We start from the raw sequence: 25166 nt of genomic DNA on the forward strand, positions 1-25166 counted from the left end.
CTTTCAAGTTATTTGATTTCCATTTTTTTAAATATTATAATACCTATTATAGTAAAAATAATAGTATATGCAAATCCCAGTCCTGCAGAGTGGAGCATTTGCAGTGAAGTTAAGTTTGGATTTTTTATTGGAGTTAGTACACTTATGTTAGTAGTAATTAAAAGGTTGTAAATTCCATAAAATTTATTGGATACAAGTGCACAAAGTAATTTTATAAAATTGCCCATTAAAGCAAATATAGCTGCATAAGTATAGGCAAATGCATATTGATTTTTTAAAATAAAGCTGAGGAATACACCAAAACTAATTGCAGCTATATAAAGCGGTATGGCGCATAAAATCCTTAATGATAAGTTTATTAAAATTACAGGGCTTAAATTTCCGGGTTTAAGAAATAAAAAGGTGCTTCCTACAAAAAAAATTAATACCAATGTGCAGGTTATAAAAGATATAATTATAGGAATAATTACTTTTGAAATATATAGTTTTTCTCTTGATAAGCCTGAAACCATTACATTTCTTAAGGTTTTATCCTTTAACTCTTCTGTGACATCAATATACATCATAACTAGAAAAGCTACTGCAGGAAGACAGCTCATGGCCATATACATAGATTCCAAAGCTGTGACCTTAGGACCTGTAAATAGTGCATTTGCGCTCACTGATAGTAAAACTAAGACTAATAGAGTAACTTTATAAGAAAGTCTATTTAAACCTTTGTAAAGTTCAGCTTTTATATAATTAAGCATTGATGCCACCTCCAATTAAATCCATGAAGTAATTTTCTAAATTTGCAGATGTCTTACTTATGGAATATACTTTAATGCCATTTTTTATAAAAGCTTCACTTACCATTTCAGGCTTATCCAGGTATTTAAAAATCTTAATTTCGTTCTCAGGAAGCACTTGATAGGAAGTACAGTTTAAATTCTTTTCAAGTATAAGAGAAGCATGAGCTGCATCGTCTACTTTTACCGACAAATATTCCCTGCATTTTTCCTCTAAGTCCTTTGCGGAAATTTGTTCTATGAGTTTCCCATTATCTATAAAGCCATAAGTGGTGGCAAGCTGAGAAAGTTCCCCTAAAATGTGGCTCGAAATTAATATAGTTGTACTTTTTTCTCTATTTAATTTTTTTAATATATCTCTAAACATCACTATACCAACAGGATCAAGACCATTTATAGGTTCGTCTAAAATTAAAAAATCTGGACTTGCAATTAAAGCTAGGGCCAGGCCAAGACGCTGCTTCATGCCAAGAGAATAATGTTTGAATTTTTTATTACCTGTATCCGAAAGACCTACTGTATTAAGTACTTTATCCACACAGTCTTTTTCAGGAATTCCTTTTTGAATTCTATAGTATTCAAGATTTTTTTTGCCTGAGAGATAAGGAAAAAAGCTGGGTGTTTCTATTATGCATCCTGTTCTCATTCGCTCTTTGTTTAATTCGTCTTTGCTTGTTTTTGAAAATAATTCTATATCACCGTTATCTTGCAAAGAAAGACCTGTTATTATTCTCATAAGGGTTGTCTTGCCAGCGCCATTTTTGCCTACAAGACCGTATATGTCACCTTTACTTATCTTAATATTTACATTATCAAGTGCCTTGTGATTTTTGTATTTTTTAGTAAGATTTTTTGTATGAAGTACTAAATCATTCATGATATCAACCTCCATTTTCTTGTTGATTTTATATTAGAACAAAATCAGCAAGATACATTAAAGAAAAACTTAAGAAATCATTAAGTTTAATCTTTCATCTTAAAACCTATTCCCCAAACGGTATGTATGTATTCTGTGTCCGGGTCAATTTTAGCTATTTTAGAGCGAAGGTTGCTCATATGCACATTTATGGTGTTATCATCGCTTATAAATTTATCTTTCCATACATGTTCAAATAAATTAGCTTTTGTAAATACTTTTTTGGGGTAAGACATTAGAAGTTCTAGTATACAAAACTCCCTTATAGTTAATATTACTTCCTGAGAACTTATAAAAACTTTGTGATTTTCCCGATCTAAGGTCATATTTTTATAGGTTAATATGTTTTGTTTTTCATTTGAGTTTGAAAATATCATATATCTTCTAAGTTGTGCACAAACTCTTGCCAGTACTTCTTCTACATCGAAAGGTTTTGATATGAAATCATCTGCTCCTAGTTTTAAAACTTGAATTTTTGTTTCTTGAGCTGTTTTTGCAGATATTACAATGACAGGCATAGTTTTAATCTTTCGTATTTTTTCTATAAGCTTTTCTCCTGTAATACCAGGGAGCATCAAGTCAAGTAAAATTAGCTGAAAGTCATATTTTTCAATGCACATTTCAGCTTCAGTACCTGAAAAAGCCCCGCGGACATTGTAATTATTTTTTTCTAGTATCCTGCATAATAACTTATTTATATCTGTATCATCTTCTACTATTAAAATGTTTATATTTTTGTTCATAGGTATTCCTCCAGAGTTTTTGAGTTAAGACAATTATAACATTTTTAGATAGGGTGTATTGACATAATAAATGGTCACGTCTATAATTAAAAGCATAATTAAATATAAATCTTGAACTTATCAAGAGTGATTGAGGGAACGGGCCCTATGAAATCCAGCAACCAGTACAGTGTATAATGGTGCTAAATCCTGCAGCGATAGCTGAAAGATGAGAGAAATTTTAAGTTAACTAAGTCTGAGATTTTTCTCAGGCTTTTATTTTTTCTTAAAATTGATATGGGAGGGTAAAGAATATTGATAGATATTAATAATGTAGGCAAAAGTTTTAACAATAAAAGTGTGCTGAAAAGTATAAATCTTCATATACAAGAAGGTGAAATATTTGGAATAGTTGGCCACAGTGGTGCTGGAAAATCTACACTTTTAAGGTGCTTGAATGGTCTTGAAAGCTATGACACAGGAAGCATAAAGGTAATGGGTAAAGAAGTAAAAGACTTAAAAGGTAAAGAAATAAGGACTTTTAGAAAAAACTTGGGAATGATATTTCAAAATTTTAATTTATTAAACAGAAAAAATGTATATGATAATATATCACTTCCACTTGAAGTCTGGGGATTAGAAAAAAGTAAAATAAAAACTAGGGTAAAGGAATTATTAAATTTAGTAGGCCTTAGTGATAAAGCAAAGAGCATGCCGTCTGAATTAAGTGGTGGACAAAAGCAAAGAGTAGCTATTGCAAGAGCTTTGGCGCTAAATCCAAGTATACTACTTTGTGACGAAGCCACATCTGCACTTGACCCAAATACTACTAAGTCAATACTTGAGCTTTTGAGAAAAATAAACAATGAATTTAAAATAACCATAGTAGTTGTAACCCATCAAATGGAAGTTATAAAAGAAATATGTAGTAAAATCGCTATTATAGATGAAGGTGAAATCAAAACTTCTGGAAATGTAGAAGAAATATTTTTAAAACCAGGAAAAAATCTAAAGAAGCTGCTTGGAAATGATAGTTTACTTCCAGATGAAGGTATAAACATAAGAATATTCTTTCCTAAGGAAATAAGCCAGGACAATTTAATAACCTCTATGGCTATAGATTTGAATATAAAGTTTTCTATAGTATGGGGAAAACTTGAAAGATTCCGCAGTGATGTTTTAGGAAGTCTGGTTATAAATGTAAATGATAAAGACAAGGAAAGTATATGTAATTATCTTTCTTCAAAAAATGTTAACTGGGAGGTAGAGTAAACATGGGATTTAGTGAAACATTTCAGGAAATACTACTTCCTGCTATTGGACAAACATTTTATATGGTTATAGTTTCTACAATACTTGCAGTAATTATAGGATTTATACCTGCTATTTTGCTAGTTGTAACTGAACCTGGTGGATTAAAGCCTAATAAAGTAGTCTACAAGGTATTGGATGTAATAGTAAATTTATTGAGATCATTTCCTTTTATAATACTTATGATAGCAATTTTTCCTTTTACAAAGCTTATTGTTGGAAAAACCATAGGTACAACAGCAGCAATAGTTCCTATTACAATAGCAGCAGCACCTTTTGCATCGAGGGTAATTGAATCTTCACTTAAAGAAATAGATCCGGGAATAATAGAAGCTGCAAAATCGTTTGGTGCAAGTAATATGCAGATAATATTTAAAGTTATGATTAAAGAGGCACTGCCATCTATAGTGCTTGGTATAACACTCACTGTAATAAGTGTAGTTGGATGTTCAGCTATGGCAGGTACAGTAGGCGGAGGTGGACTTGGAGATGTGGCAGTAAAGTATGGATATTATAGATTTCAAACTGACATAATGGTATACACTGTAATAATACTCATAATTTTTGTCCAGGTACTTCAAACTATAGGAAATCTTATATATAAAAAGCTAAACAAATAATTATTTGTTTGGTAAAGTAATTATTGTAGAGTCACTTTAAAAATATATTTATGGGAGGAAATTAGAATGGCTAAAATAGAATTACCATACCATAAAAAAATAATAGAAGCTGAAATAGATGACAACAACTTACTTGGGGTACTTGAATCAAAAGCAAACCAATATAAAGCAGAGCTTGGTCAATTGGAAATAGTGGAAAAAGCCCTTGATAATCCTATAAGCTCACCAAGACTTGAACAATTGGCTGAGAATAAAAAAAATATAGTTATAATAAGCAGCGATCATACAAGACCTGTTCCTAGTAAAATTATTATGCCTGCACTTTTGAGAAGAATAAGGAGTACAAATTCTGATGCTAATATTACTATATTAATAGCTACAGGTCTTCATAGAGCTACTACTAGGCGGGAACTCATAGATAAATATGGAGAAGATATAGTAAAAAATGAAAAGATAGTAGTACATGATGCGCAGAATGAAGACAATCTGGTAAAAATCGGTACATTACCATCTGGTGGTGAACTTATAGTAAATAAACTTGCAGTTGAAGCAGATCTTCTAATTGCAGAGGGGTTTATAGAATCACATTGTTTTGCTGGCTTTTCAGGAGGTAGAAAAAGTGTACTGCCTGGAATAGCCTCTGCCAAGACCATCCTGGCAAATCACTGTGCTGAATTTGTAGCACATCCTTCTGCAAGAGTTGGAAATTTAAAGGGTAATCCTGTTCATAAGGACATGCTATATGCAGCTAAAAAGGCAGGATTGGCTTTCATAATAAATGTAGCACTAGATGAAGATAAAAAGATAATAAATGCTTTTGCAGGAGATACGAATGATGCCCATGTAAAAGGCTGTGAATTTGTGCATAATTTATCAAAAGTGAGTAAATTAGTAGGTGATATTTCTATTTCTACTAATGGAGGGTATCCACTTGATCAAAATATATATCAATCTGTTAAGGGGATGGCAGCAGCTGAAGCCAATTGCAGGGATGGCGGTGTAATAATAATGGTGTCTGCTTGCAGTCAAGGTCATGGTGGAGAAACCTTTTATAACAATTTAGCTAATTTAAATACTCCAGAAGAATTCTTAAAAAAAGTTTCAAAGGTTCCCAGGAATAAAACTGTACCTGATCAGTGGGCATCTCAGATGCTTGCGAGTATACTTTCAAAACATACAGTAATTGTTGTAACAGATATGTGTGATCCTAAAATAATAAGGAATATGCATATGCAGCAGGCAGATACTTTTGAAGAAGCTCTAGAAAGGGCATATGATATTATGGGGAAAGATGCTAAAGTTGTGGTTATACCAGATGGACTAGGAGTAATTGTAGAATAAAAACTTAAAAAGGCTATTGTGTAATGAACAAAAATTCATTATGAAATGGCCTTTATTTTTTTGCATTTCATTAACTTTTAATTTCCCACAAAAAAATGTAAAAAAACTATTGCACATGTTTTCTATTTGTTATATATTATATATAACAAATAGAAAAGGAGGGACGCTATGTTAGTTCAAATAGATTTTGAATCGGAAATGCCTATATATGAACAGCTTAGGAGGCAAATAATAGAAGGAATAGCCTCTGGTAATCTGAAATTAGGAGAGAGCCTTCCTTCTGTAAGACAACTGGCAGAAGACATTGGAATAAATCTTCATACAGTAAACAAAGCATATAATGCGTTAAAGTCAGATGGTTACTTGAATGTAGATAGGAGAACAGGAGCTGTAGTAAGTGGAACGTTTCCTGAAAGTACGGAGGAGTTTGACAAAAAACTTAAGGAAGAATTTACTTACTTGATATGTGAAGCTCATTTAAGGGGAAAAAATATGGAAGATATTTTGGATCTGTGTTCTGATATATTTAAGCAATATATTAAAAAAGATAAATAACTACTAAGGTTGGTGAAATTAAATGAAAGATAATTTGTTTATGTGTATATATTTATTTTTTATTTTTGTGATAATACTCGTAATCAATATGTTGACTCCTAAATTTACGAGAAAAGAAATTGTATTTGGAGTGAGAATTCCTGAAGATAAGATTGATTCAGATGAAATTAAGCATATAAAAGCACAATTTGTAAAGAATAATTTAATTATAGGAATTCCCTTTATTATTCTATTTAGTGTGTTAAATTATAGTTTTTTAAACGTAGGTATGATTTTGTTTACTACTTTTGCCTTTGTATTTATAATTTTTCTAATATATCTTATATCAAACAGAGCTATGAAAAATCTTAAATCACAAAAGTTGTGGTTTCAAGGCAAAAAACAAGTTGTAACTGTAGACACTAGCTTTTCTAGAAGCAAAAGCAATGTGCTTGTATCAGCTTGGTTTTTCTTAATACCTGCAGCTATCATTATAGTAAATATAATTTTAGGATATATGAATTATGATTCTCTACCTTATAAAATCCCTACACACTGGGATTTTTCCGGCAATGTAACAGGATATCAATTTAAATCCAGGTTTCTAATTTGGGAAATGCCACTTACTCAGATTTTTACTACTTTTATGTTTTTTATAGTCTATAAGGGAATTGGATGGTCAAAACAGCAGATTAGTTCTATAGATCCAGAAGCATCTGTAAGGAAAAACAGTATATTTAGAAGAAGCTGGTCCATGTATATGGTTACCTTTGCTGTAGTGACTAATCTTCTATTAACTGTTGCTACTGTTCAGATATTTAGAATATTTAATGTAAGTAATACTTTTTCAAACATCATAATATTAGCTTTTATATTAATTACAATTTTAGGAAGTATAGCTTTATCCTTAAAGATTGGACAGGGTGGAAGCAATATAAGATTTAAAGGTGATGGTGAAAATGCCAAATCCAATTTTGGAGATAAAGATGATGATAAGTGCTGGGTACTGGGAAATAGTATATATTATAACAAGAATGATCCATCCTTATTTGTAGAAAAAAGATTTGGCATAGGCTGGACTATAAATGCAGGCAGACCACTTGGAATGGCGATATATATAGGAAGTATTGTGATTATAATTGTAACTATAGTTTTTGCTGTATTTAGTGGAAAGTAATACTTAGAATCTCTATAGGAATTCTAAGTAAAAAACAACTTATACTTCGGATATTTTTACAACCACAAGCTCGATTAAATATTTTGATAAGCCTAGGTAAAAAACTTAAAAAAATACTGAGAACTTTTGAAAACTCGTACCTCAGACAATTCAAAAGTTCTAGATTTTTTAAAAATTTTTTCCAAGGCTTATAGACAAAACATTTAAATGAGCTTGATTATTGTAAAAATATGACTACACATAAGTTGTTTTTTAAGTTAGAAAATTCATGGATATTCTAATTGAAAATTATTATTATATACTTTGGAATAAATTCACCTTAAAACTATAAATCGCTTAAAGTTTCACATTTGCAAGTTGATGTGCTAAAATATTTTATATAATGATAAAATATAGTTAAAAATTGAAAGTTGAGGGCTATGAATGATTTTCTTCTATTAACACTTTGGAAAATTGACCTTTACTTTCAGCTCTTAACTTTATGTTTATAGAGATCCTAATCGAAGTTTAAACTTATACATAAAATGTAATGACAAAATTGAGAACACCTTTAAAAACTTTTCCATAAGTCTTAGCGAAGTATTTTAGAAAATCTTAGGGGCTTAGATATTGTTTGAGGTATGAGTTTAGCTAAGGTTCTTAGATTTTCAAAATACTGAGCTTTAGACTTGTCAAAAGTTTTTATGGTGTTGAAATTTGTCACTACATGCTTTGTATAAGTTAACTTTGAATTTTGAGAATCTATAATTACGAATTGAAAAAAGGGGGCAATTTTTATGATATCCAATAAAATGAAAGAACACGTATCTAAAAGTTCTATAATAAGGGCTATGTTTGAAGAAGGAAAGAGACTAGCTTCGATTTACGGGGAAGAAAATGTATTTGACTTTAGTTTGGGAAATCCAAATGTAGAACCACCAGAGGATATAAAAAAAGCTGTAAGTGAAATTATGTCCGAGGAATCTCCAAATATGGTTCACGGTTACATGAGCAATTCAGGTTATGAAGATGTAAGGGCTAAAATTGCAGAAAACATAAATAAAAAATACAATTTGAAGCTTACTGAAAATAACTTGGTAATGACTTGCGGTGCAGCAGGAGGACTTAATATAATTTTTAAAACTCTTTTAAATCCAGGAGATGAAGTTATTACATTTTCACCTTTTTTTGGGGAATATGAGAATTATGTAGATAACTTTGCTGGAAAGCTTGTAATAGTACCTTCAAATACAGAAACTTTTGAGCCAGATTTAAATGCATTGGAGCAATCTATAAATGCTAAAACAAAGGCGATAATCATAAATTCACCAAACAATCCTACAGGAATAATTTATTCGGAAAAGCTTATTAAAGATTTATCACAGCTTTTAGACAAGAAACAGGAACAATTTGGTACTAGTATATACTTAATTTCAGATGAACCCTACAGGGAAATAGCATATGATGGAGTAAAGGTTCCATACATATTGAATTATTATAGAAATTCTATTGTAGGCTATTCTTATAGCAAATCCCTTTCGCTCCCGGGTGAGAGAATAGGATATGTAGTTTGCAGTAGTGATATGGATGATTTTAAAGATGTAATGCCTGCCCTTAATGTGGCAAATAGAATTTTAGGTTTTGTAAATGCACCATCTTTATTTCAAAGGGTAATTGCAAAATGTTTGGATTCAAGCGTAGATATGAATATATATAAGAAGAATAGAGACTTACTATACAATCATCTTGTTAAAATAGGATTTTCTTGTGTTAAACCAGAAGGAGCTTTTTATTTATTCCCTAAGTCATTAATTGCTGATGATGTTGAATTTGCAAAGGAAGCAAAGAAATTTAACTTGCTAATAGTTCCAGGTTCATCCTTTAAATGTCCTGGTCACTTTAGACTTTCATATTGCATTTCTTATGATAAAATAGAAAAGTCTTTAGACAGTTTTGATAAACTTGCAAAGAAATATCTCTAGAATAGAGTTTCTAAACAAAAAATCGACTTATACTCTGGATATTTTTTACAAACTTTAGCTCGTTAAATATTTTGATAAGTCTAAGCAAAAAATTCTAGAAAATCTAAGGACTTTTGAAAACTCGTACCTCAGACAATTCAAAAGTTCTAAAATTTTAAGAATTTTTTCCAAGACTTATATACAAAATATTTAAAAGAGCTTCATTATTGTAAAAATATGCCTACGTATAAGTCGATTTTTAAGTTGTGAATCTACATATAGATACTTAACTCTATAATTAAGTTTATCCAAATTGCCAGTTTGATTTAAATGATAAAGTTATAAATTCAACTAAGATTTATAATTAGTAATTTTGAGTAATTATAGATTTAGCTTTAAACTTTACGATCTATAAATCGTTAATTCTAGAATGCAGCCTTTCTAAAGTGCTAATTGGGTTTTAAATTTTACTATTTATATTGAGGTATTCTAGTTTGAAATTTGAACTTATACCCGAAAATAATGCTGACAAAATTGAAGCACACTTAAAAACTTTTTTTATAAGTCTTAGTGAGGTATTTTAGAAAACCTTAGAAGCTTATATATGTCTGAGGTACGAGTTTATATAAGCTTCTTTAGATTTTCAAAATACCGAACTTTAGACTTATAAACAGAGTTCTTGGCATAAGGTTGAGTTTTAACTCCACCTTATGCTTAGAAATCGTTATCCAGGGACGTAGTCGCTCTTTACTCCCACTTTCAGAAGAAGTGGGAGTATTAGAGCGAGTAGTCATCGGATAAAAAGTTTTTAGTATGATGAAATTTGTCAGCATATGAACTGGTATAAGTGGACTTTCAATCTAGAAATTCTAGTATGTGAATACCAGTTTTCCAACTCTTAAAGCAATGGGCTTTGACCAGAGCCAACTATTTGTAGTGGAATCATCAAAATAATAAATAGCTCCTTTTGTTGGATCAGAACCATATAATGCTTCTAAAGCAGCCTTTCTAGAACTATCAGAAGCAGGCTTGTTTATCCATCCATTTAATACTGGAGTAAATTGATAATATCCATAGGATACTTGGTATATTACATCTTTTAGTGTAGATGGAAACTGAGAACTTTGAACTCTATTTATAACTGCAGCGGCTACGGCTACTTTAGCAGTATAAGGTTCACTTTCTGCTTCAGCAGTTACAAGTCTTGCAAGCAAATCTACCTCGCTGTCAGTACAGGAAATTATATATTTTGGAGAGGTTGTTACATTAAAAACATAACCTGCAGGAATGTTTAATACTTGTCCAGGGTAAATATAACTGCTTACATTACTATTGGCAGCAATTAAAGTGTCAAGAGATATTCCAAATTTTTTTGCTATCAAGTAAAGTGTGTCAGAGGCTTGTACAGTATAAGTCTTTGAATTAACATATAGAGCTTGACCTGGATATATGCTATTTCCACTTAAACTATTATCATTAATGATTGTAGTTGCATTTGTTTTAAATAATACTCCTATTTTAAATAAGGAGTCACCAGGTTTTACAGTGTAACTAGCTGCATGTACTTGGGTAAAAGATAATGTGCACAGAAATGCGGCAAATAACATTGTCCTGATTTTTTTAAAATTCATAAATATAGATCCCCCTTAATTTTGCCTACGAGGTTAGTTGACGGGTTCGGGATTGGGATACCCCTACTTTTTAGTAAAAAAGATTAACCCCAAAAAAATAATTATCCCCCGCATCTCATTCTTGAGATTTAGGCTTGTCTATGTTTGCTATTCTAACAGTATTTCCAGAACATATCCATATTAAATAGATGGGACTATTGACATAAACTTTCAATTTTACACTATCAATTGCTTGAAACATAACTCAACTTTCGCAGTTTAAAAATATTGCGAAGCAAAGCTTTGCAAGTTAAGAATTAATAATGAAAAATTAATAGTGAAGGATGATTTTTAGCTATCGCAAAAAATCTTTAAATTTATATAAATCAACAATGTTTCGTTTTAGCGAAACGAGTGGTGAAAAGCTTAATTAAAGATTTTTGGTAGTGTAACGGAAAAAAATCCACATTAACTATTAATTCTTCATTCTTAACTATTAATTAAAAAAGTTCTATATATGAAAATTGATAACATAACTTCTCCTTATTAAAAGTGATAATATAGTTATATAACAAATAGTTATATAACAAAAATTCAAAAGTGATTAAATAGGAGAATATTATGGAAAATTGTATAACCTATTTTCTTAGAGATGAATCTAAAAATTCAAATGAATATTACAAATGTATATCCAATTTTTCAAATGAAGTTATCGAAAAAATTGAAATCGAAGCAAATAATATAATAGAAGATTTTATAAATTTTATTAAGAATAATAGTATAGAAGAACTTAGAAGTAGAGAAGAGTATGAACTTGAATTTCTAATCATTGGAGTTCTATGGAAAACCTATATAACAAAAGCTTTAAATGCAGATAGAATGTCCTTGAATGTTTTAAAACTTCTATTTAATTTGAGGACAAAATCAAAATTTTTAAGGAAAAGTGTGGACAATTTAAGGGGAAGGCTTGCTTGTAAATATCTTTTAAAGAAAGAAGTAGAGCCTTCTTCTGTGTCTTATGATGAAAGTGACTTTGAAAAATTACTACTCTGGTTAATTGCTTCAGGGGAATTCAAGTATGAGTGCAGGAGAATGAACACATGGCTGCTATTTTTAAAAAATAACAGTGAAGAATATATTATAAAAGTAAACAAGCGTGCCTTTAAAATATCACTGTGGTTTGAAAAAAGATCTATGGAGGTACTTGGATTATATACTCCAAATGTACAGAAATTTTTAAACACCAACTATAGGTCCTATGGAATAAGAGAGGATAATGTTTTCTGTGGTAGGAAGGAAGTTGAGTACCATCTAAATATGGTTGGAGCAGAGATATTAAGTAATGCATTTAGAAAGTTATTTGTTAAGACAAAGGAAAGAAAAGTACTCCTGCCTGCTTGCATTTGCTTGAAACCGGAAGGGGTATGCAAGAGAAAAAAGGTCAAAGATGGTTTCTTGTGTGGAAATTGTTCTAAAAGCTGCAGGGTAAATGAGCTTACGAAGCTTGGTAAATCCCATAACTGCCAGGTTCTAATTGTTCCCCACGAAACTGATGCCTTTTCAAATGCAAAAAATATTAGATATGGAGATGTAGGCGTTGTAGGCGTAGCATGTGTACTCAACCTAATAGAAGGTGGGTTAAAGGCTAGAAACTTAAATCTTGTCCCACAATGTGTTATCCTTGATTATTGCGGATGCAAAAATCATTGGGATAACAATGGAATACAGACAGATATCAACTGCAAAAAGTTGTTTGAAATTTTGCAAGTTGCCGAAAACATGTGATGTTCCTTGTCTAAAGCTATTAGGCTCTGATGCTTTTAGATTTTTTATTAATAGCATTATTTGCTATAAATAAAGATAAAATTAGAGCAATAACAAGAACGAAAGTTTCAATTGTAAAAGCGTGCTTTACTCCGAATACTAAACTTAAAGCTTGACTCTTTGCATTAGATGGATTGCCTGCAGCAAATAAGTATTTTTTTTGGGATGCACTCATTATGGCAACAAATAAAGAAGTTCCAAATGCTCCTGCTATTTGCTGTAAGGTGTTCATTATAGCAGTTCCATGAGGATAGTATTTTGGAGATAATTGATTTAAACTATTGGTTTGTATAGGAGTATTTATAAGTCCAACAGCTATTAGAGATAAACAATGGAGCACAATAATAACAGGAATAGTTATACTCATAGATACAAAACGTGAAAGCAAAAAGAATGTAATAGTTGATATTGCATATCCAGGTATAATTAATGCTTTAGGGCCAAACTTGTCATATAAATGACCTGAAATTGGTGATATAATTCCGTTTATAAATCCACCAGGTAACATTAAAAGACCAGCAGTAAATGCGGCTAAACCCAGGGCACCTTCAAGAAACATTGGTAAAATAAGCATAGTAGCAAAGTTAATCATGTGCATAATTATCATAAGTATACAGCCAAGGCTAAACATAGATTCTTTAAATGGATGCATGTCCAGCATAGGTTCACTCATGTGTAATTGACGCAGCACAAATATGGCTAATGCTATACAAGAAATAATTATAGGAGCTGCTATTAAATATGTATAAGAGCTTCCAATATTACTAACACCATATATAAATCCACCGAATCCTATAGTAGACAGTACAATTGATAAAAGATCTATAGGTGGTTTTGTAAGTTCTGTTACATTTTCGACATATTTGTAACCTAAAGCTAAAGATATAACTGAAAAAGGTAGTATTATAAAGAACAACCATCTCCAGGTAAGAGATTGAATAATTAAACCAGAAAGGGTTGGCCCAATAGCTGGTGCACAAAACATTACGAGATTAAATATACCAAGAGCCTTTCCACGCTTTTCTATAGGGTTTATAATCAATAAAGTGTTTACTATATTAGGTATTAAAATACCAGTTCCAATAGCCTGAATTAATCGGCCTACTAGTAAAATTGAAAAAGCTGTAGAGAAACCACTTATAATTGTTCCAACCAAAAATATGGTTACAGAGGTTAGAAATAGCTGTCTTGTTGTAAAACTTTGAATAAGTAATGCAGAAACAGGGATTGCTATTCCCATAATGAGCATATATCCTGTACTAAGCCATTGTACAGTATTCGCAGATATACTAAATTGAACCATTAAATTTTTTAATGACATATTTAGCAAGGTTTCATTTAACATACATAAAAATCCTGCCATGATTAGTGCGACAGTTATTGGTACTACATTATAATTCCTTTCTTCATAAATTGATTCTTCCAAACGTTCTTCCATAAAATTTCCTCCTAGTTAGTAATTAAATTAGTCATTTGCACAGTTGTGCAGATATTAGAATATATAAAAATCCTCCACTATGAAAAATACATTGTTACAATACAAAATAAAAATCATAACAGAGGAGGTTTAACCATGTTTTATAAAGGTAAATAGCTTATTATTTTTTGCTAATTTTCTTCTCTTCTATAGATATGTTTTTTTCAAATTTATTTAAAGTGTCTATAAATAAATCTAATTGATCTTTTGAAATTTCGTTTGTAATGTTTGTAAATAAGTGTTCAATGAATGGATATACTTCCTGTTTTAATTTTTTACCTTCAGGTGTAACGTAAATTAAAAATGAGCGCCTATCTTCAGCGCTTTTTTTGCGTACTACTAGTTTTTTTCTTTCAAGAATATCTAGTATTCGAACTAAAGTTGCCTGATCTTTGTCAACCTTTTTAGCTAGCTGTTTTTGGTTGACGCCGTCTTCTTCTGTTAAAGACAATAATACTGACCACTGTTCTGTGGTTATATTATATTTTTTAAGGTTTAAAGATAAAAATCTTAAAATTTTTCTATTAACAGAGTTTATATACATACCAATGGACTTATCAAGAGAACTCATAGCTTTTTGCCTCCTAGAATATATGATATCAAGTGATTCTTGGGTTCAGATGGAGTTTGCTTATAAGGATAACTTTCTCCAGCTGAACCTTAGAAGAACTTATCCAGGGACGTAGCTGCTCTTTACTCACACTTGGAGAAGTGGGAGTATTAGAGCAGGTAGTCATCGGATAGATATAATTAATTTACATATAGTTAGCATACTAATAATATGCCAGTCTATTAAAAATGTCAAGCAAATTTTAACTCTAGGTATTTGTAAAAGGTTAAAATGTTACTAAATGTAAAAATATATCTGCATATAATCTGATTTTTAAGTTAGAAAGCACATAATTTAATTTTACGAATATAAAACTTAATAATATTAATATGTAAATAAATTAATATTAAAATATTTAATATTAATATTGATTTATTTAATTTACAGTGGTATATTATAGACATAGAAAAGGAGAGTGGTAATTTGACATATAAAATTATTAGCAAATGTCCTGTTTGTTCTTCTAAACTTTTAATTTCAAAGATAAAATGTCCTAAATGTAATACTGTAATTGAAAATGATTTTGAAATGTCAAAGTTTGAATATCTTACAGACAGCCAATTGAAATTTATAGAAGTTTTCCTAAAAAACAGAGGGAACATAAAGGATGTAGAAAAAGAACTTGGGATATCCTACCCTACTGTGAGGGCAAAACTAGATGAGGTCATAACAGCACTTGGATATAATGTGGCAAAAACCAACACTGTGGATAAAAAGAAAGTAGTAGATATGCTTGATAAAGGTGAAATAACTGCAGATCAGGCTATTAAAATGTTGAATGAATAAATATATTGAAAAGGAGAAATAGAAAATGAATGAGGAAATATCAAAGATTTTGAAAATGGTGGAAGAAGGAAAAATTACCTCTGACAAAGCTCAGGAACTTATTGAAGCACTAAACGATAAAAATACTTCTCTGGACGTTTGCAGCAATGTTTCAAATGATGCTGACATTATAAATAAAATGCTTAAAATAAAGGTTATTTCTCACGATGGAGATAATGTAAATGTGAATTTACCTGTTAAATTTGTAAAGACCATGCTTAAAACTATAGGAAAAATTCCTATACCAGAAAGTGCAAAATGTATGGAAAATTTGGATTTGAGTGTTATTGCAGATGCAATAAACAATGGACTTTCAGGAAAGATAGTAGATGTAAAAAGTGCAAATGGTGACATAGTGGAAGTTAGTATAGAGTAAAGGAGAAAATTTATGAGAGTTCACATCAAGTCAGGTAAAATTAGATTTGTAATACCTTGCCCTATAGCTTTTCTAAAGTTTGGGCTTTCTATTGCAGGATCTTCTTTTATACAAAAGCATATTCCTGAGAAAGATAAAAGATATGTAAATATGATTGATTTTAAGAAACTTTCAAAGTGTATGGACATTTTAAAAGAATACAGAGGATTAAAACTTGTTGAAGTAAAATCCAAAGATGGCAGTTATGTTGCCATAATTGTATAGACAAAGTTCACAATATTTCAAATATTATATTAATTAAGTAGGCGATAGAAATGAAAAATAATAAAAATTTACTATGTTATATGCTCGGAAGATTTATATCTTATATTGGTACGGGAATACAACAGGTAGCAATACCGCTGTATATATTGGATATAACTCATTCTGGAATTATGATGGGTATATTTTCAGCAGTTAATTTAGTCCCTAATGTTATAACTTTACCTTTTGCAGGTATTTTAGGGGATAGGAAAAACAGAAAAAACATTATGGTACTAGCTGACTTTGGAAGAGGAATTTTAGTATTAGCTTTAGCACTTTTGGTTGCTGAGAAAAATTTAAGTATCTATATGCTGTTTTTACTACAGGCCTTTATTTCAATTATGGATGGAATCTTCTTAGCTTCATCTACGGCAATTCTTCCAGAGCTTGTTTGCGAAGATGAACTTATGAAAGCAACTTCCTTAAGAGGAGGAAGTGATGCAATTTCTATGATTATAGGGCCTGCTCTTGGAGGTATAATATATGGGCTTGCTGGTATGAAGACAGTATTTTGTCTAAATGGTCTGTCTTTTATAATATCAGCAGTATGCTCTATGCTCATAATTTATAAAAATATAGATACAGAAAAAGGGAAAATAACTGTAAAGTCTTTTTTTACAGAAAATGGAGAGGTAATAGGCTTTATAAGGAAAAGTAGAGCTTTAATGCAGTTAACTGTATTTTTCATGGTAGCTAATTTACTTGTAGCTCCTTTTGCAGATATAGTACTTCCTTTTGTATTGAAAAAATGTATAGGGTTTGGTTCACAGCAGTATGGGTATTTAATTTCGTTCTTTACTTTAGGTATACTTTTAGGAAATATAGCTCTTGGAACTTACTTAAATAAATTTAGCACAAAGACAATTATAAAGAGGGCACTTATATTTGAAGCAGGTGTATTTTTCATATTTGCATTTTCCTTGCATCCAGCTTCAGTAAAATATTTTGGAGGACATGACTTAAAACTATTTGTAATTTTGGGTATTGTAACATTTTTAATAGGTTTATCTAATTCAGGAATCAATACTCCTATGAGTGTAAATTTACAAAAGATGGTCCCAAATGAAATGCGTTCAAGGTTTTTTGCAATACTAGGTATATTTTGCCAGGGAGCTATTCCTTTAGGGGCAATTATATATGGCTTTGTTCTAGATAAATTTCCTTACTATTATATACTTCTTACCATAGTACTAATATTTTCTCTTGTGACTGCAATTTTTATGATAAAGGCAGTTCCAGAAGCTTATGAACCTGAGGCATTAAAAAATCTTGAGAAAGCATGATAGAAATGATGTAGCAGAATTAAATATTTTTAATACTATATAGTATACAAGCTTTTAATTCGTAGTTGAAGCCCTTTGTTTTTATGCTACATAAAAACAAAGGAGGTGTTATTTTGAAAAAAGAATATTCTCATTCTAAATTTCATGATGTTGAATTAAAAGATTGTAAATATTTAGGAGAAGGCCACAGCGGCAGAGTTTATCTTATGCCAGATGGAAAAGTTCTTAAAATATTTAAAAGCTCAACTAGCTGCAAAGCTGAATTTGATATATTAAAATCTGTAGAAGGAAGTCCCCATTTTCCCAAGGCTTATGAATTGGGAGATCATTATATGATAAGAGAATATGTAGGTGGAATGAATGTGTATGATTATATAGGAAAATATGGATTGAGCAGATCCTTTGCACTAAAAGTAGTAGATTTAGTTGATCATATGAAAAAACTAGGATTTACGAAATTAGAAGTTAGATTTCCACACCTATTTGTTCAAGAAGATGGTACGCTTATGTTGATAGACCCGAGAAAGAGTTATGAAGAATATATACCTTATCCTAAGTCCTTTTTTAGGAAACTTAAAAAGATGGGACTTCTAGATAAGTTTATACAGATATTGGAAGAAGAAAGAAAAGGTTTGAAATGGATAGAATATATTAAAGATAAATAGAAAGTGACAGAGAGGGACTGTTGTAATAGCAATTTTTTAAATTGCTTTGAACAGTCCCTTAACTTTCAATTTTCCACTATCAATTGTCAACTGTTTAAAATGATTTTTTAAAATGTATTTTAAATAAATATGAATAAAATTTTGTAATTATTTAAAATACATTGTTCTAAAAATGAATACTTTATTGTAATAATATGCATTTTATATTGAAATTAGGCATTTTATAAGGTATAATGAATAATGTATAAATTATATAAGGGCGTGTAGGTTTGAGTAATTACACCAACTGCATGCCCTTTTGCAATATGGTATATTTTTATGCATTTAATAAAAATATATGAAATTTATCTGACGGCTACCTACTGTAACACTCCCACGCACACAGCGAAAGCGACTATACCAAATCAAAGATTTGGAATATCTGCTTTTCTATCAAAGTGTGAGATAACAGTAGCTACGCCCCTAGATAATTCATCTAAACTTAGTGGGAGAAACAATCTCCCACTAAGTAAGATTCATTGATACTTTAAACATTAATAAAGGGGGCATTTTATGAACATTTTTAAGAAAAAGTCGCTTGAACAACTTAAAGACAGTGTAGAAAAGACAGGTTTGAAGAAGAATCTTAAGGCAACAGATATAGCGGCTTTAGGAATTGGGGCTGTTGTTGGAGTTGGAATTTTTGTAGCAACTGGTGAGGGAGCTCATGCAGCTGGTCCAGGAATCATACTTTCATTTTTCTTATGTGGAATAGTAGCTTGTCTTTGTGGCTTATGTTATTGTGAGCTTGCTACCATGTTTCCGGTAGCAGGAAGTACATATTCCTATGCTTATATAGCATTTGGAGAATTTGTGGCAATGGTTATTGGATGGTGTTTAACTGCTGAATATTTAGTTGCAGTTAGTGCAGTTGCATCTGGATGGTCTGGAACTTTTAGAGGTATTTTGCAAAATGCAGGGGTTACACTGCCTCATGCAATTAGTGCATCTCCAGCTAAGGGCGGAATAATAGATTTGCCAGCTGTTTTTATAATACTAGTATTAGCTTGTCTTTTATACTATGGAATGCAGGAAAGTGCAAAAGTTAATAATATTATTGTTGGTGTGAAAGTATTTGTAATACTCTTATTTATTTTTCTTGGAGTATCTCATATAAAACCATCTAATTATGCACCTTTTATGCCTTTTGGATGGAAAGGGGTTTTTACAGGGGCAAGTACAGTCTTCTTCTCATATATAGGATTTGATTCTATTTCAACTGCAGCAGAGGAAGCTAGAAACCCTAAAAAAGATGTATCACGTGGAATTATAATGTGTCTTATAGTAGTTAGTATACTATATATTTCCGTTGCAGTTGTACTTACTGGAATTGTTCCGTTTAAGGAAATAGTTTCAGAAAATGCTGTTCCTGCTTCACTTGCAAGGATTGGCATTAACTGGGGATCAGCACTTGTAGGCGTCGGAGCCATTCTTGGAATGATTTCCACTATGATAGCTATGCTTTATGGTCAGATTAGAATATTTATGGTTATGTCTAGAGATGGATTACTTCCTAAAGCATTTTCAAAAATCCACAGCGTACATAAAACTCCATATATTTCTACTATACTAACAGGTGTTATAGCTGCCATAATAGCTGGACTCTTACCTCTTGATATTATTGTAGAGTTTTTGAGTATAGGTACATTGTTGAGTTTTGTAGTGGTATCAATAGGCGTTATTTATTTGAGAAAGGCAATGCCTGATATAGAAAGAAAGTTTAAATGTCCGGGAGTGCCTTTTACACCTGTAATAACTGTATTGTGCTGCCTTGTACTTTTGGCATCAATGCGTGCAATAACCTGGATAGGATTTTGTGTATGGCTTGCTATAGGTATAGTATTTTACTTTACTTATGGAAGAACTCATAGTGTTGTTCAGAACGAAAATTTGGACGAGAGTTCCCACAGCGCATAATTAAATTTTAATACCTATTTACATTGCATTTTAAATGCACAAGGATGTGGAAATTTATGAATATTTTTAAAAAGAAACCTATTGATCAATTGATGGATAGTGTAAAAAAAACAGATTTAAAGAGAAATCTTAAAGCAAGAGATATAGCAGCACTCGGAATTGGAGCTGTTGTGGGAGTTGGAATTTTTGTAGCAACTGGAGAAGGAGCTCATGCAGCTGGCCCTGCAATTATACTTTCATTTATTTTAGCTGGTATAGTGGCTTGCCTATGCGGTCTGTGTTATTGTGAGCTTGTAACTATGTTCCCGGTAGCAGGAAGTACTTATTCTTATGCGTATATAGCATTTGGAGAATTTGTGGCAATGATTATTGGATGGTGTTTAACTGCTGAATATTCAGTTGCAGCTAGTGCAGTTGCATCTGGATGGTCTGGAACCTTTAGAGGCATCTTGCAATCTGTGGGAATTACACTTCCCCAGGCAATTAGTGCATCTCCATCTAAAGGTGGGATAATAGATCTTCCGGCTGTTCTTATAATATTAATTTTAACAGGGCTTTTATGTTATGGAATGAGTGAGAGTGCAAAAGTAAATGATATTATTGTTGGTGTGAAAATATTTATAATACTTCTTTTTATTGTTTTGGGATTATCACATATACATATAGCTAATTATAAACCTTTCATGCCTTATAGCTGGAAGGGTGTTTTTACAGGAGCAAGTACAGTATTTTTCTCTTTTTTAGGATTTGATGCAATTGCTACATCTGCAGAAGAAGCAGAAGATCCTAAAAAAGGTGTATCAAGGGGAATTATACTATGTCTTATGGTTGTTTGTTTCCTTTATGTTTCAGTAGCAGCAGTGCTTACAGGAATTGTACCTTATAAAGAGATAATTTCAGAAAATGCCCTGCCTGCTGCACTCCAAAGAATCGGAATAAACTGGGGCTCAGCTCTTGTAGGAGTTGGGGCTATTCTTGGAATGATTTCCACCATGATTGCTGTTTTATATGGACAAGTTAGGGTATTTATGGCTATGTCTAGAGATGGGTTAATTCCTGAGGGTTTTTGCAAGATACACAAAACACATAAAACTCCATACATTGCCACAATAATAGCAGGTAGTATAGCTGCTGCTATAGCAGGATTTTTACCTCTTGATATTATTATGGAATTTGTAAGTATAGGTACATTATTGAGCTTTATGGTTGTGTCTGCTGGAGTTATATATCTTAGAAAAACTATGCCAGAAATTGAAAGAAGATTTAAATGTCCGGGAGTACCCTTTACGCCTATAGTAACTATATTGTGTTGTCTGGCCCTTTTGGTATCAATGCGTGCAATAACCTGGATAGGATTTTGCGTATGGCTTGTTATAGGTATAGTGGTGTACTTTACTTATGGAAGATTTCACAGTGTTGTTCAAAACGAGGAACCACAAGCTTTTCGTCAATTAAATAGTAAGTAACAACTTTTGCACATATGAAATATTGCGAAGCAAAGCTTCGCAAGTTAAGAATTAATAATGAAAAATTAATAGTGAAGGATGATTTTTTAGCTGCCGCAAAAAATCCACATTAACTATTAATTCTTAATTCTTAACTATTAACTAAAAAAGTTGAGTCAACAAATAAAAGAGCCTACAGCTACTTTCAAAAGTAGCCGTAGGCTCTTTTATTTGCAAATTAAATGGTTAAAATTAAGAAGTGTACAATTAATATGAAATAAAGGAAACAAAGTAGGTGCAGTCCCTTTATTTTAATATAAATTTATTGTAAAAAGTGTCGATATACTATAATATAATTAGATGAATAATATTATTCACACACATGAATAGGAGGGTTATTATATGAAATGGTTTTCGAACATAAAAATTCTAAAAAAACTGCTGACATCATTTATTATAGTATCAGTGCTTACAGGAATAGTTGGAATGATCTCTATTATCAAGATGGGAAAAATAAATGGAAATTTGAACAATATATATAATGTAGATTTAAAGGGGACAAACGATCTTCAACAATTAAAGGGAAATTTAATGGCAATTAGAGGAGATATGCTTATAATTACTGATCCTTCAAATAAGAGTGACTTAAAAGTTATAACAGATGAAATTAGTAGTTTAAAAGATAAAAATACTAAAATAATATCAGATTATAAAGCTACTATCAATACTGATGAAGATAAGCAGCTGTTTGCACAATTTGAACAATATTTAGGAAGTTGGAGAGATTCCCGTGAAAATGTTATTAGTTTAGTTCAGCAGGGAAATTATGAAGCTGCAAAAGAGCAATTTGTTAAGTCTGAAGCTTATAGAGCAAAAATGGTTACAGTGCTCGATAAAGAAATAAATTTAAATATGAAAATGGCTGAAGCTGATTATAAAGACAGCATAAGTCAGTACAAGTCTTCCTTTAGCATGATGGTTATTGGAATAATTGTAAGTATAGTTTGTTCTGTTTTACTTGGATTTATTGTTGCAAAGGATATTAATACTCCAATTTTAAAAATTAAAAAATTTGCAAATGAATTTGCTGAATTTGATTTTTCTTCACCTATAGAAATGTCCAGAAAAGATGAATTGGGAGAAGCTGCCTTAGCACTTAACAAAGGTCAAAAGAATATAACTGATTTAATTAGAACAATTATGGCAAGCTCTGATGAAATGAGCAGTTCTAGTGAAGAATTATCTGCAACTGCAGAAGAGCTTTCAGCGAAGTCTGAAGATATGGATAATTCAGTGAAAGTTGTAGTAAGCAATGTAGAGGAAACAAGTGCGGCATTTGAAGAGATAACTGCATCTGTAGAAGAAGTGGATTCAAGTGTAAATGAATTGTCTGCAAAAGCTGTAGATGGAAGTAGTAAAGCCAATGAATCCAAAAAAAATGCTGTTGCTGTACAAAGTAAGGGAAAAACAGCTATAGAAACAACACAAGAATTATATAAGCAAAAAAGAGAGAATATGGTAAAAGCTATTGAAGATGGAAAAGTAGTAGAAGAAATAAGAGAAATGGCAGAAACTATTGCAGGAATAGCAGATCAAACCAATTTACTTGTACTTAATGCAGCCATAGAGGCAGCCAGCGCAGGTGAGCATGGGAAAGGTTTTGCAGTAGTGGCAGAAGAAGTAAGAGAACTTGCAGAACAATCTGCGGAATCAGTTGCAGGAATTCAAGAGACTATTGTAAAAGTACAGGATGCGTTTAAAAATCTTTCTGCAAGTAGCCAGCAGGTATTGGCATTTATCAATGAAAAGGTAAATCCAGAATTTAAAGCATTTGGTGATATGGGAAAGCGATATTATGATGATTCTGAATTTGTAAGTAAGATGTCAGAAGAAATAGCGGCCATGTCAGAACAACTTACTGCTATTATAGGGCAGGTAAATGAAACAACACAAAGTGTAGCATCTAGTGCACAAAAATCTTCAGAAAGTTCAAATTCAATACAGCAGAGCATTGAGGAAAATGTAAAAGCTGTAAATCAGATAGCTATTACAGCACAAAGTCAAGCAGAAATAGCTCAGAATTTAAACGAATTAGTTCAAAAATTTAAAATTTAAATGAAAAAGTAAGTCAGTTCTACTTCAAAAGAGGTGGAGCTGATTTTATTTATCCGAAGAATCATTTGATAAATAGTTAATTATGTTTTGTAAAATTAATACATAAAAATTAAAAAATTACATAAAATTTCCACTTAGGATGTTTCTTTTTAATTTTATAGGTGATATAATTAGCATAAATGGTATTTTTTCCACTACAATTAAGGATAGTTTCTCATAAACGTTCATATAGTGCAATAATTGTTAATATAATTTATATATACATTTAACAAAGTTAGTGTAATAAAATGTAATTATTAATGATATGGAAATGGGTGTGAGATTTATGAAGAATGTTAATGAAGACGATGGAATTAGTGAAAATCAGCTGAAAAATTTAATTATGATGAATTATACTCTAAGTCTCGAAAGAGAAATAGAAGAACTTAAAAGTGATGAAAAAAAAAATAGTGAGAAATTAAATGAAAGTCAGGAACTCAATAAAAAAATTTTGCAGTTTATATATGGCTTATTCCATGAACTTAAGACACCTTTAAATGTGATTTTTTCTGCAGTACAGGTAATGTCATTGTGCACGGAATATAAAAATGAAGGAAATTTAGAGAAGCAGAGTCAGTATCTTAAAATAATTAAACAAAATTGTTATAGGCTTATGCGCCTTATAAATAATTTACAGGATTTAAGCAAATTGGATTCAGGATTTGCCAAATTGGAGTTGCACAACAGAAATATTGTAAGTTTTGTTGAAGATATTACTTTATCTTTAATTCCTTATGCTAAAGGCAAAGGCATAAATTTGATTTTTGATACCAATGTAGAAGAGAGGATTATGGCTTTAGATTATAATAAAATAGAGAGAATTATTTTAAACTTACTTTCAAATGCAATTAAATTTACACCTGAAAAAGGTACTATATGCATAGGGGTTGAAGACAAAGACGATAATGTATATATAAGTGTGAAAGATACAGGTGTAGGAATACCTGATGATAAGTTTAAATTTGTGTTTGAGAAATTCAAGCAGTGTGATAAATCACCTATAAATGGTAAAGTGGGAAACGGCATAGGACTTTATCTTGTAAAATGTTTTGCTGAGATGCACGGTGGTAAAGTTAGCGTAAAGAGTGCTGTAGGACAGGGAAGTACATTTACTGTAAAGCTTCCTGTTAAAGTTGTAGAAGAAAAGCCCAATAAGATAATTTTCAGTGAAAATATGGATGAACAGCTCAGCATAGAGTTTTCGGATATATGTCCTAAAATTTAATGTCTATACTACGTTTATTTTACAAATTATAAATGTTATAATTGTTGTGGTAAAAAAGGCGGTG

General features: G+C 31.1%; 22 protein-coding genes and 2 riboswitches. Of the genes, 16 read left to right on the plus strand and 6 right to left on the minus strand.

The genetic code is table 11. The annotated features are described in order from the left end of the window. Positions 1–8: 8 nt before the first annotated feature. From B5S50_RS13260 to B5S50_RS13270, 3 genes are all read right to left on the minus strand, one after another. Positions 9–749 carry an ABC transporter permease subunit gene (locus B5S50_RS13260; RefSeq protein WP_217302048.1) on the minus strand — a complete coding sequence of 247 codons (741 nt, stop codon included), beginning with the start codon at positions 747–749 and terminating at the stop codon, positions 9–11. Beyond that, positions 742–1665: an ATP-binding cassette domain-containing protein gene (locus tag B5S50_RS13265; protein ID WP_065079814.1), complete on the minus strand. Its 924-nt coding sequence runs from the start codon at positions 1663–1665 to the stop codon at positions 742–744. Before B5S50_RS13265 ends, B5S50_RS13260 begins: the two co-directional genes overlap by 8 nt. 86 nt (positions 1666–1751) lie before the next feature. After that, entirely contained in the window at positions 1752–2447 is a 696-nt protein-coding gene (locus B5S50_RS13270) for a response regulator transcription factor (RefSeq protein WP_217302049.1), read from the minus strand. A 114-nt stretch (positions 2448–2561) separates the two neighbouring features. Continuing rightward, positions 2562–2662, plus strand: a riboswitch (SAM riboswitch). A 79-nt stretch (positions 2663–2741) separates the two neighbouring features. Here B5S50_RS13270 and B5S50_RS13275 point away from each other — a divergent pair. The 6 genes from B5S50_RS13275 to B5S50_RS13300 all read left to right on the plus strand — a co-directional run bounded on the left by B5S50_RS13275 (position 2742) and on the right by B5S50_RS13300 (position 9370). After that, complete coding sequence (locus B5S50_RS13275) at positions 2742–3698, plus strand: methionine ABC transporter ATP-binding protein (RefSeq protein WP_065079816.1); 957 nt, start codon at positions 2742–2744, stop codon at positions 3696–3698. Positions 3699–3700: 2 nt separating this feature from the next. Next, positions 3701–4357, plus strand: coding sequence for a methionine ABC transporter permease (locus B5S50_RS13280; protein WP_065079817.1), 657 nt, complete (start codon positions 3701–3703; stop codon positions 4355–4357). Positions 4358–4423: 66 nt separating this feature from the next. Next, on the plus strand, positions 4424–5698 hold the full coding sequence (gene larA / locus B5S50_RS13285; RefSeq protein ID WP_217302050.1) for a nickel-dependent lactate racemase: 1275 nt from the start codon (positions 4424–4426) through the stop codon (positions 5696–5698). Between the two features lie 168 nt (positions 5699–5866). Next, a complete protein-coding gene (locus B5S50_RS13290) occupies positions 5867–6253 on the plus strand; it encodes a GntR family transcriptional regulator (protein ID WP_217302051.1) in 387 nt (128 codons plus the stop codon). 22 nt (positions 6254–6275) lie between these two features. Next, entirely contained in the window at positions 6276–7409 is a 1134-nt protein-coding gene (locus B5S50_RS13295; RefSeq protein WP_217302052.1) for a DUF1648 domain-containing protein, read from the plus strand. Between the two features lie 776 nt (positions 7410–8185). Further along, positions 8186–9370 (plus strand): pyridoxal phosphate-dependent aminotransferase, encoded by a 1185-nt coding sequence (locus tag B5S50_RS13300; protein ID WP_217302053.1) that lies wholly within the window; start codon positions 8186–8188, stop codon positions 9368–9370. 848 nt (positions 9371–10218) lie between these two features. Here the strand turns inward: B5S50_RS13300 and B5S50_RS13305 are convergent. Next, entirely contained in the window at positions 10219–10980 is a 762-nt protein-coding gene (locus B5S50_RS13305) for a LysM peptidoglycan-binding domain-containing protein (protein WP_065079824.1), read from the minus strand. A gap of 7 nt (positions 10981–10987) precedes the next feature. Then, positions 10988–11125, minus strand: a riboswitch (cyclic di-AMP (ydaO/yuaA leader). A 455-nt stretch (positions 11126–11580) separates the two neighbouring features. Here B5S50_RS13305 and B5S50_RS13310 point away from each other — a divergent pair. Beyond that, positions 11581–12744, plus strand: a complete 1164-nt coding sequence (locus B5S50_RS13310; RefSeq protein ID WP_217302054.1) for a DUF116 domain-containing protein — start codon at positions 11581–11583, stop codon at positions 12742–12744. Between the two features lie 19 nt (positions 12745–12763). On the opposite strand, the gene B5S50_RS13315 is transcribed toward B5S50_RS13310, so the two are convergent. Both B5S50_RS13315 and B5S50_RS13320 read right to left on the minus strand, forming a co-directional pair. Continuing rightward, positions 12764–14221 carry an MDR family MFS transporter gene (locus tag B5S50_RS13315; protein WP_217302055.1) on the minus strand — a complete coding sequence of 486 codons (1458 nt, stop codon included), beginning with the start codon at positions 14219–14221 and terminating at the stop codon, positions 12764–12766. A gap of 160 nt (positions 14222–14381) precedes the next feature. Continuing rightward, on the minus strand, positions 14382–14831 hold the full coding sequence (locus B5S50_RS13320) for a MarR family winged helix-turn-helix transcriptional regulator (protein ID WP_217302056.1): 450 nt from the start codon (positions 14829–14831) through the stop codon (positions 14382–14384). Between the two features lie 462 nt (positions 14832–15293). Between B5S50_RS13320 and B5S50_RS13325 the strand changes: the two genes are divergently transcribed. From B5S50_RS13325 to B5S50_RS13365, 9 genes are all read left to right on the plus strand, one after another. Beyond that, a complete protein-coding gene (locus tag B5S50_RS13325; protein WP_013237152.1) occupies positions 15294–15656 on the plus strand; it encodes a DUF2089 domain-containing protein in 363 nt (120 codons plus the stop codon). 25 nt (positions 15657–15681) lie between these two features. Beyond that, entirely contained in the window at positions 15682–16071 is a 390-nt protein-coding gene (locus B5S50_RS13330) for a hypothetical protein (RefSeq protein WP_065079828.1), read from the plus strand. A 12-nt stretch (positions 16072–16083) separates the two neighbouring features. Next, complete coding sequence (locus tag B5S50_RS13335) at positions 16084–16335, plus strand: hypothetical protein (RefSeq protein ID WP_065079829.1); 252 nt, start codon at positions 16084–16086, stop codon at positions 16333–16335. Positions 16336–16385: 50 nt separating this feature from the next. After that, positions 16386–17657 carry an MFS transporter gene (locus B5S50_RS13340; RefSeq protein WP_217302057.1) on the plus strand — a complete coding sequence of 424 codons (1272 nt, stop codon included), beginning with the start codon at positions 16386–16388 and terminating at the stop codon, positions 17655–17657. Positions 17658–17770: 113 nt separating this feature from the next. Continuing rightward, entirely contained in the window at positions 17771–18322 is a 552-nt protein-coding gene (locus B5S50_RS13345; protein ID WP_217302058.1) for a protein kinase, read from the plus strand. A gap of 552 nt (positions 18323–18874) precedes the next feature. Beyond that, on the plus strand, positions 18875–20278 hold the full coding sequence (locus B5S50_RS13350; protein WP_217302059.1) for an amino acid permease: 1404 nt from the start codon (positions 18875–18877) through the stop codon (positions 20276–20278). Positions 20279–20334: 56 nt separating this feature from the next. Continuing rightward, positions 20335–21744, plus strand: coding sequence for an amino acid permease (locus tag B5S50_RS13355; protein ID WP_217302060.1), 1410 nt, complete (start codon positions 20335–20337; stop codon positions 21742–21744). A 381-nt stretch (positions 21745–22125) separates the two neighbouring features. Next, positions 22126–23838: a methyl-accepting chemotaxis protein gene (locus B5S50_RS13360; RefSeq protein ID WP_217302061.1), complete on the plus strand. Its 1713-nt coding sequence runs from the start codon at positions 22126–22128 to the stop codon at positions 23836–23838. A gap of 325 nt (positions 23839–24163) precedes the next feature. Then, entirely contained in the window at positions 24164–25102 is a 939-nt protein-coding gene (locus B5S50_RS13365; RefSeq protein WP_217302062.1) for a sensor histidine kinase KdpD, read from the plus strand. Positions 25103–25166 lie beyond the last annotated feature (64 nt).

The sequence above is a fragment of the Clostridium sp. 001 genome (assembly GCF_019056555.1).
In the GTDB taxonomy this organism is placed as follows: Bacteria; Bacillota; Clostridia; order Clostridiales; family Clostridiaceae; genus Clostridium_B; species Clostridium_B ragsdalei.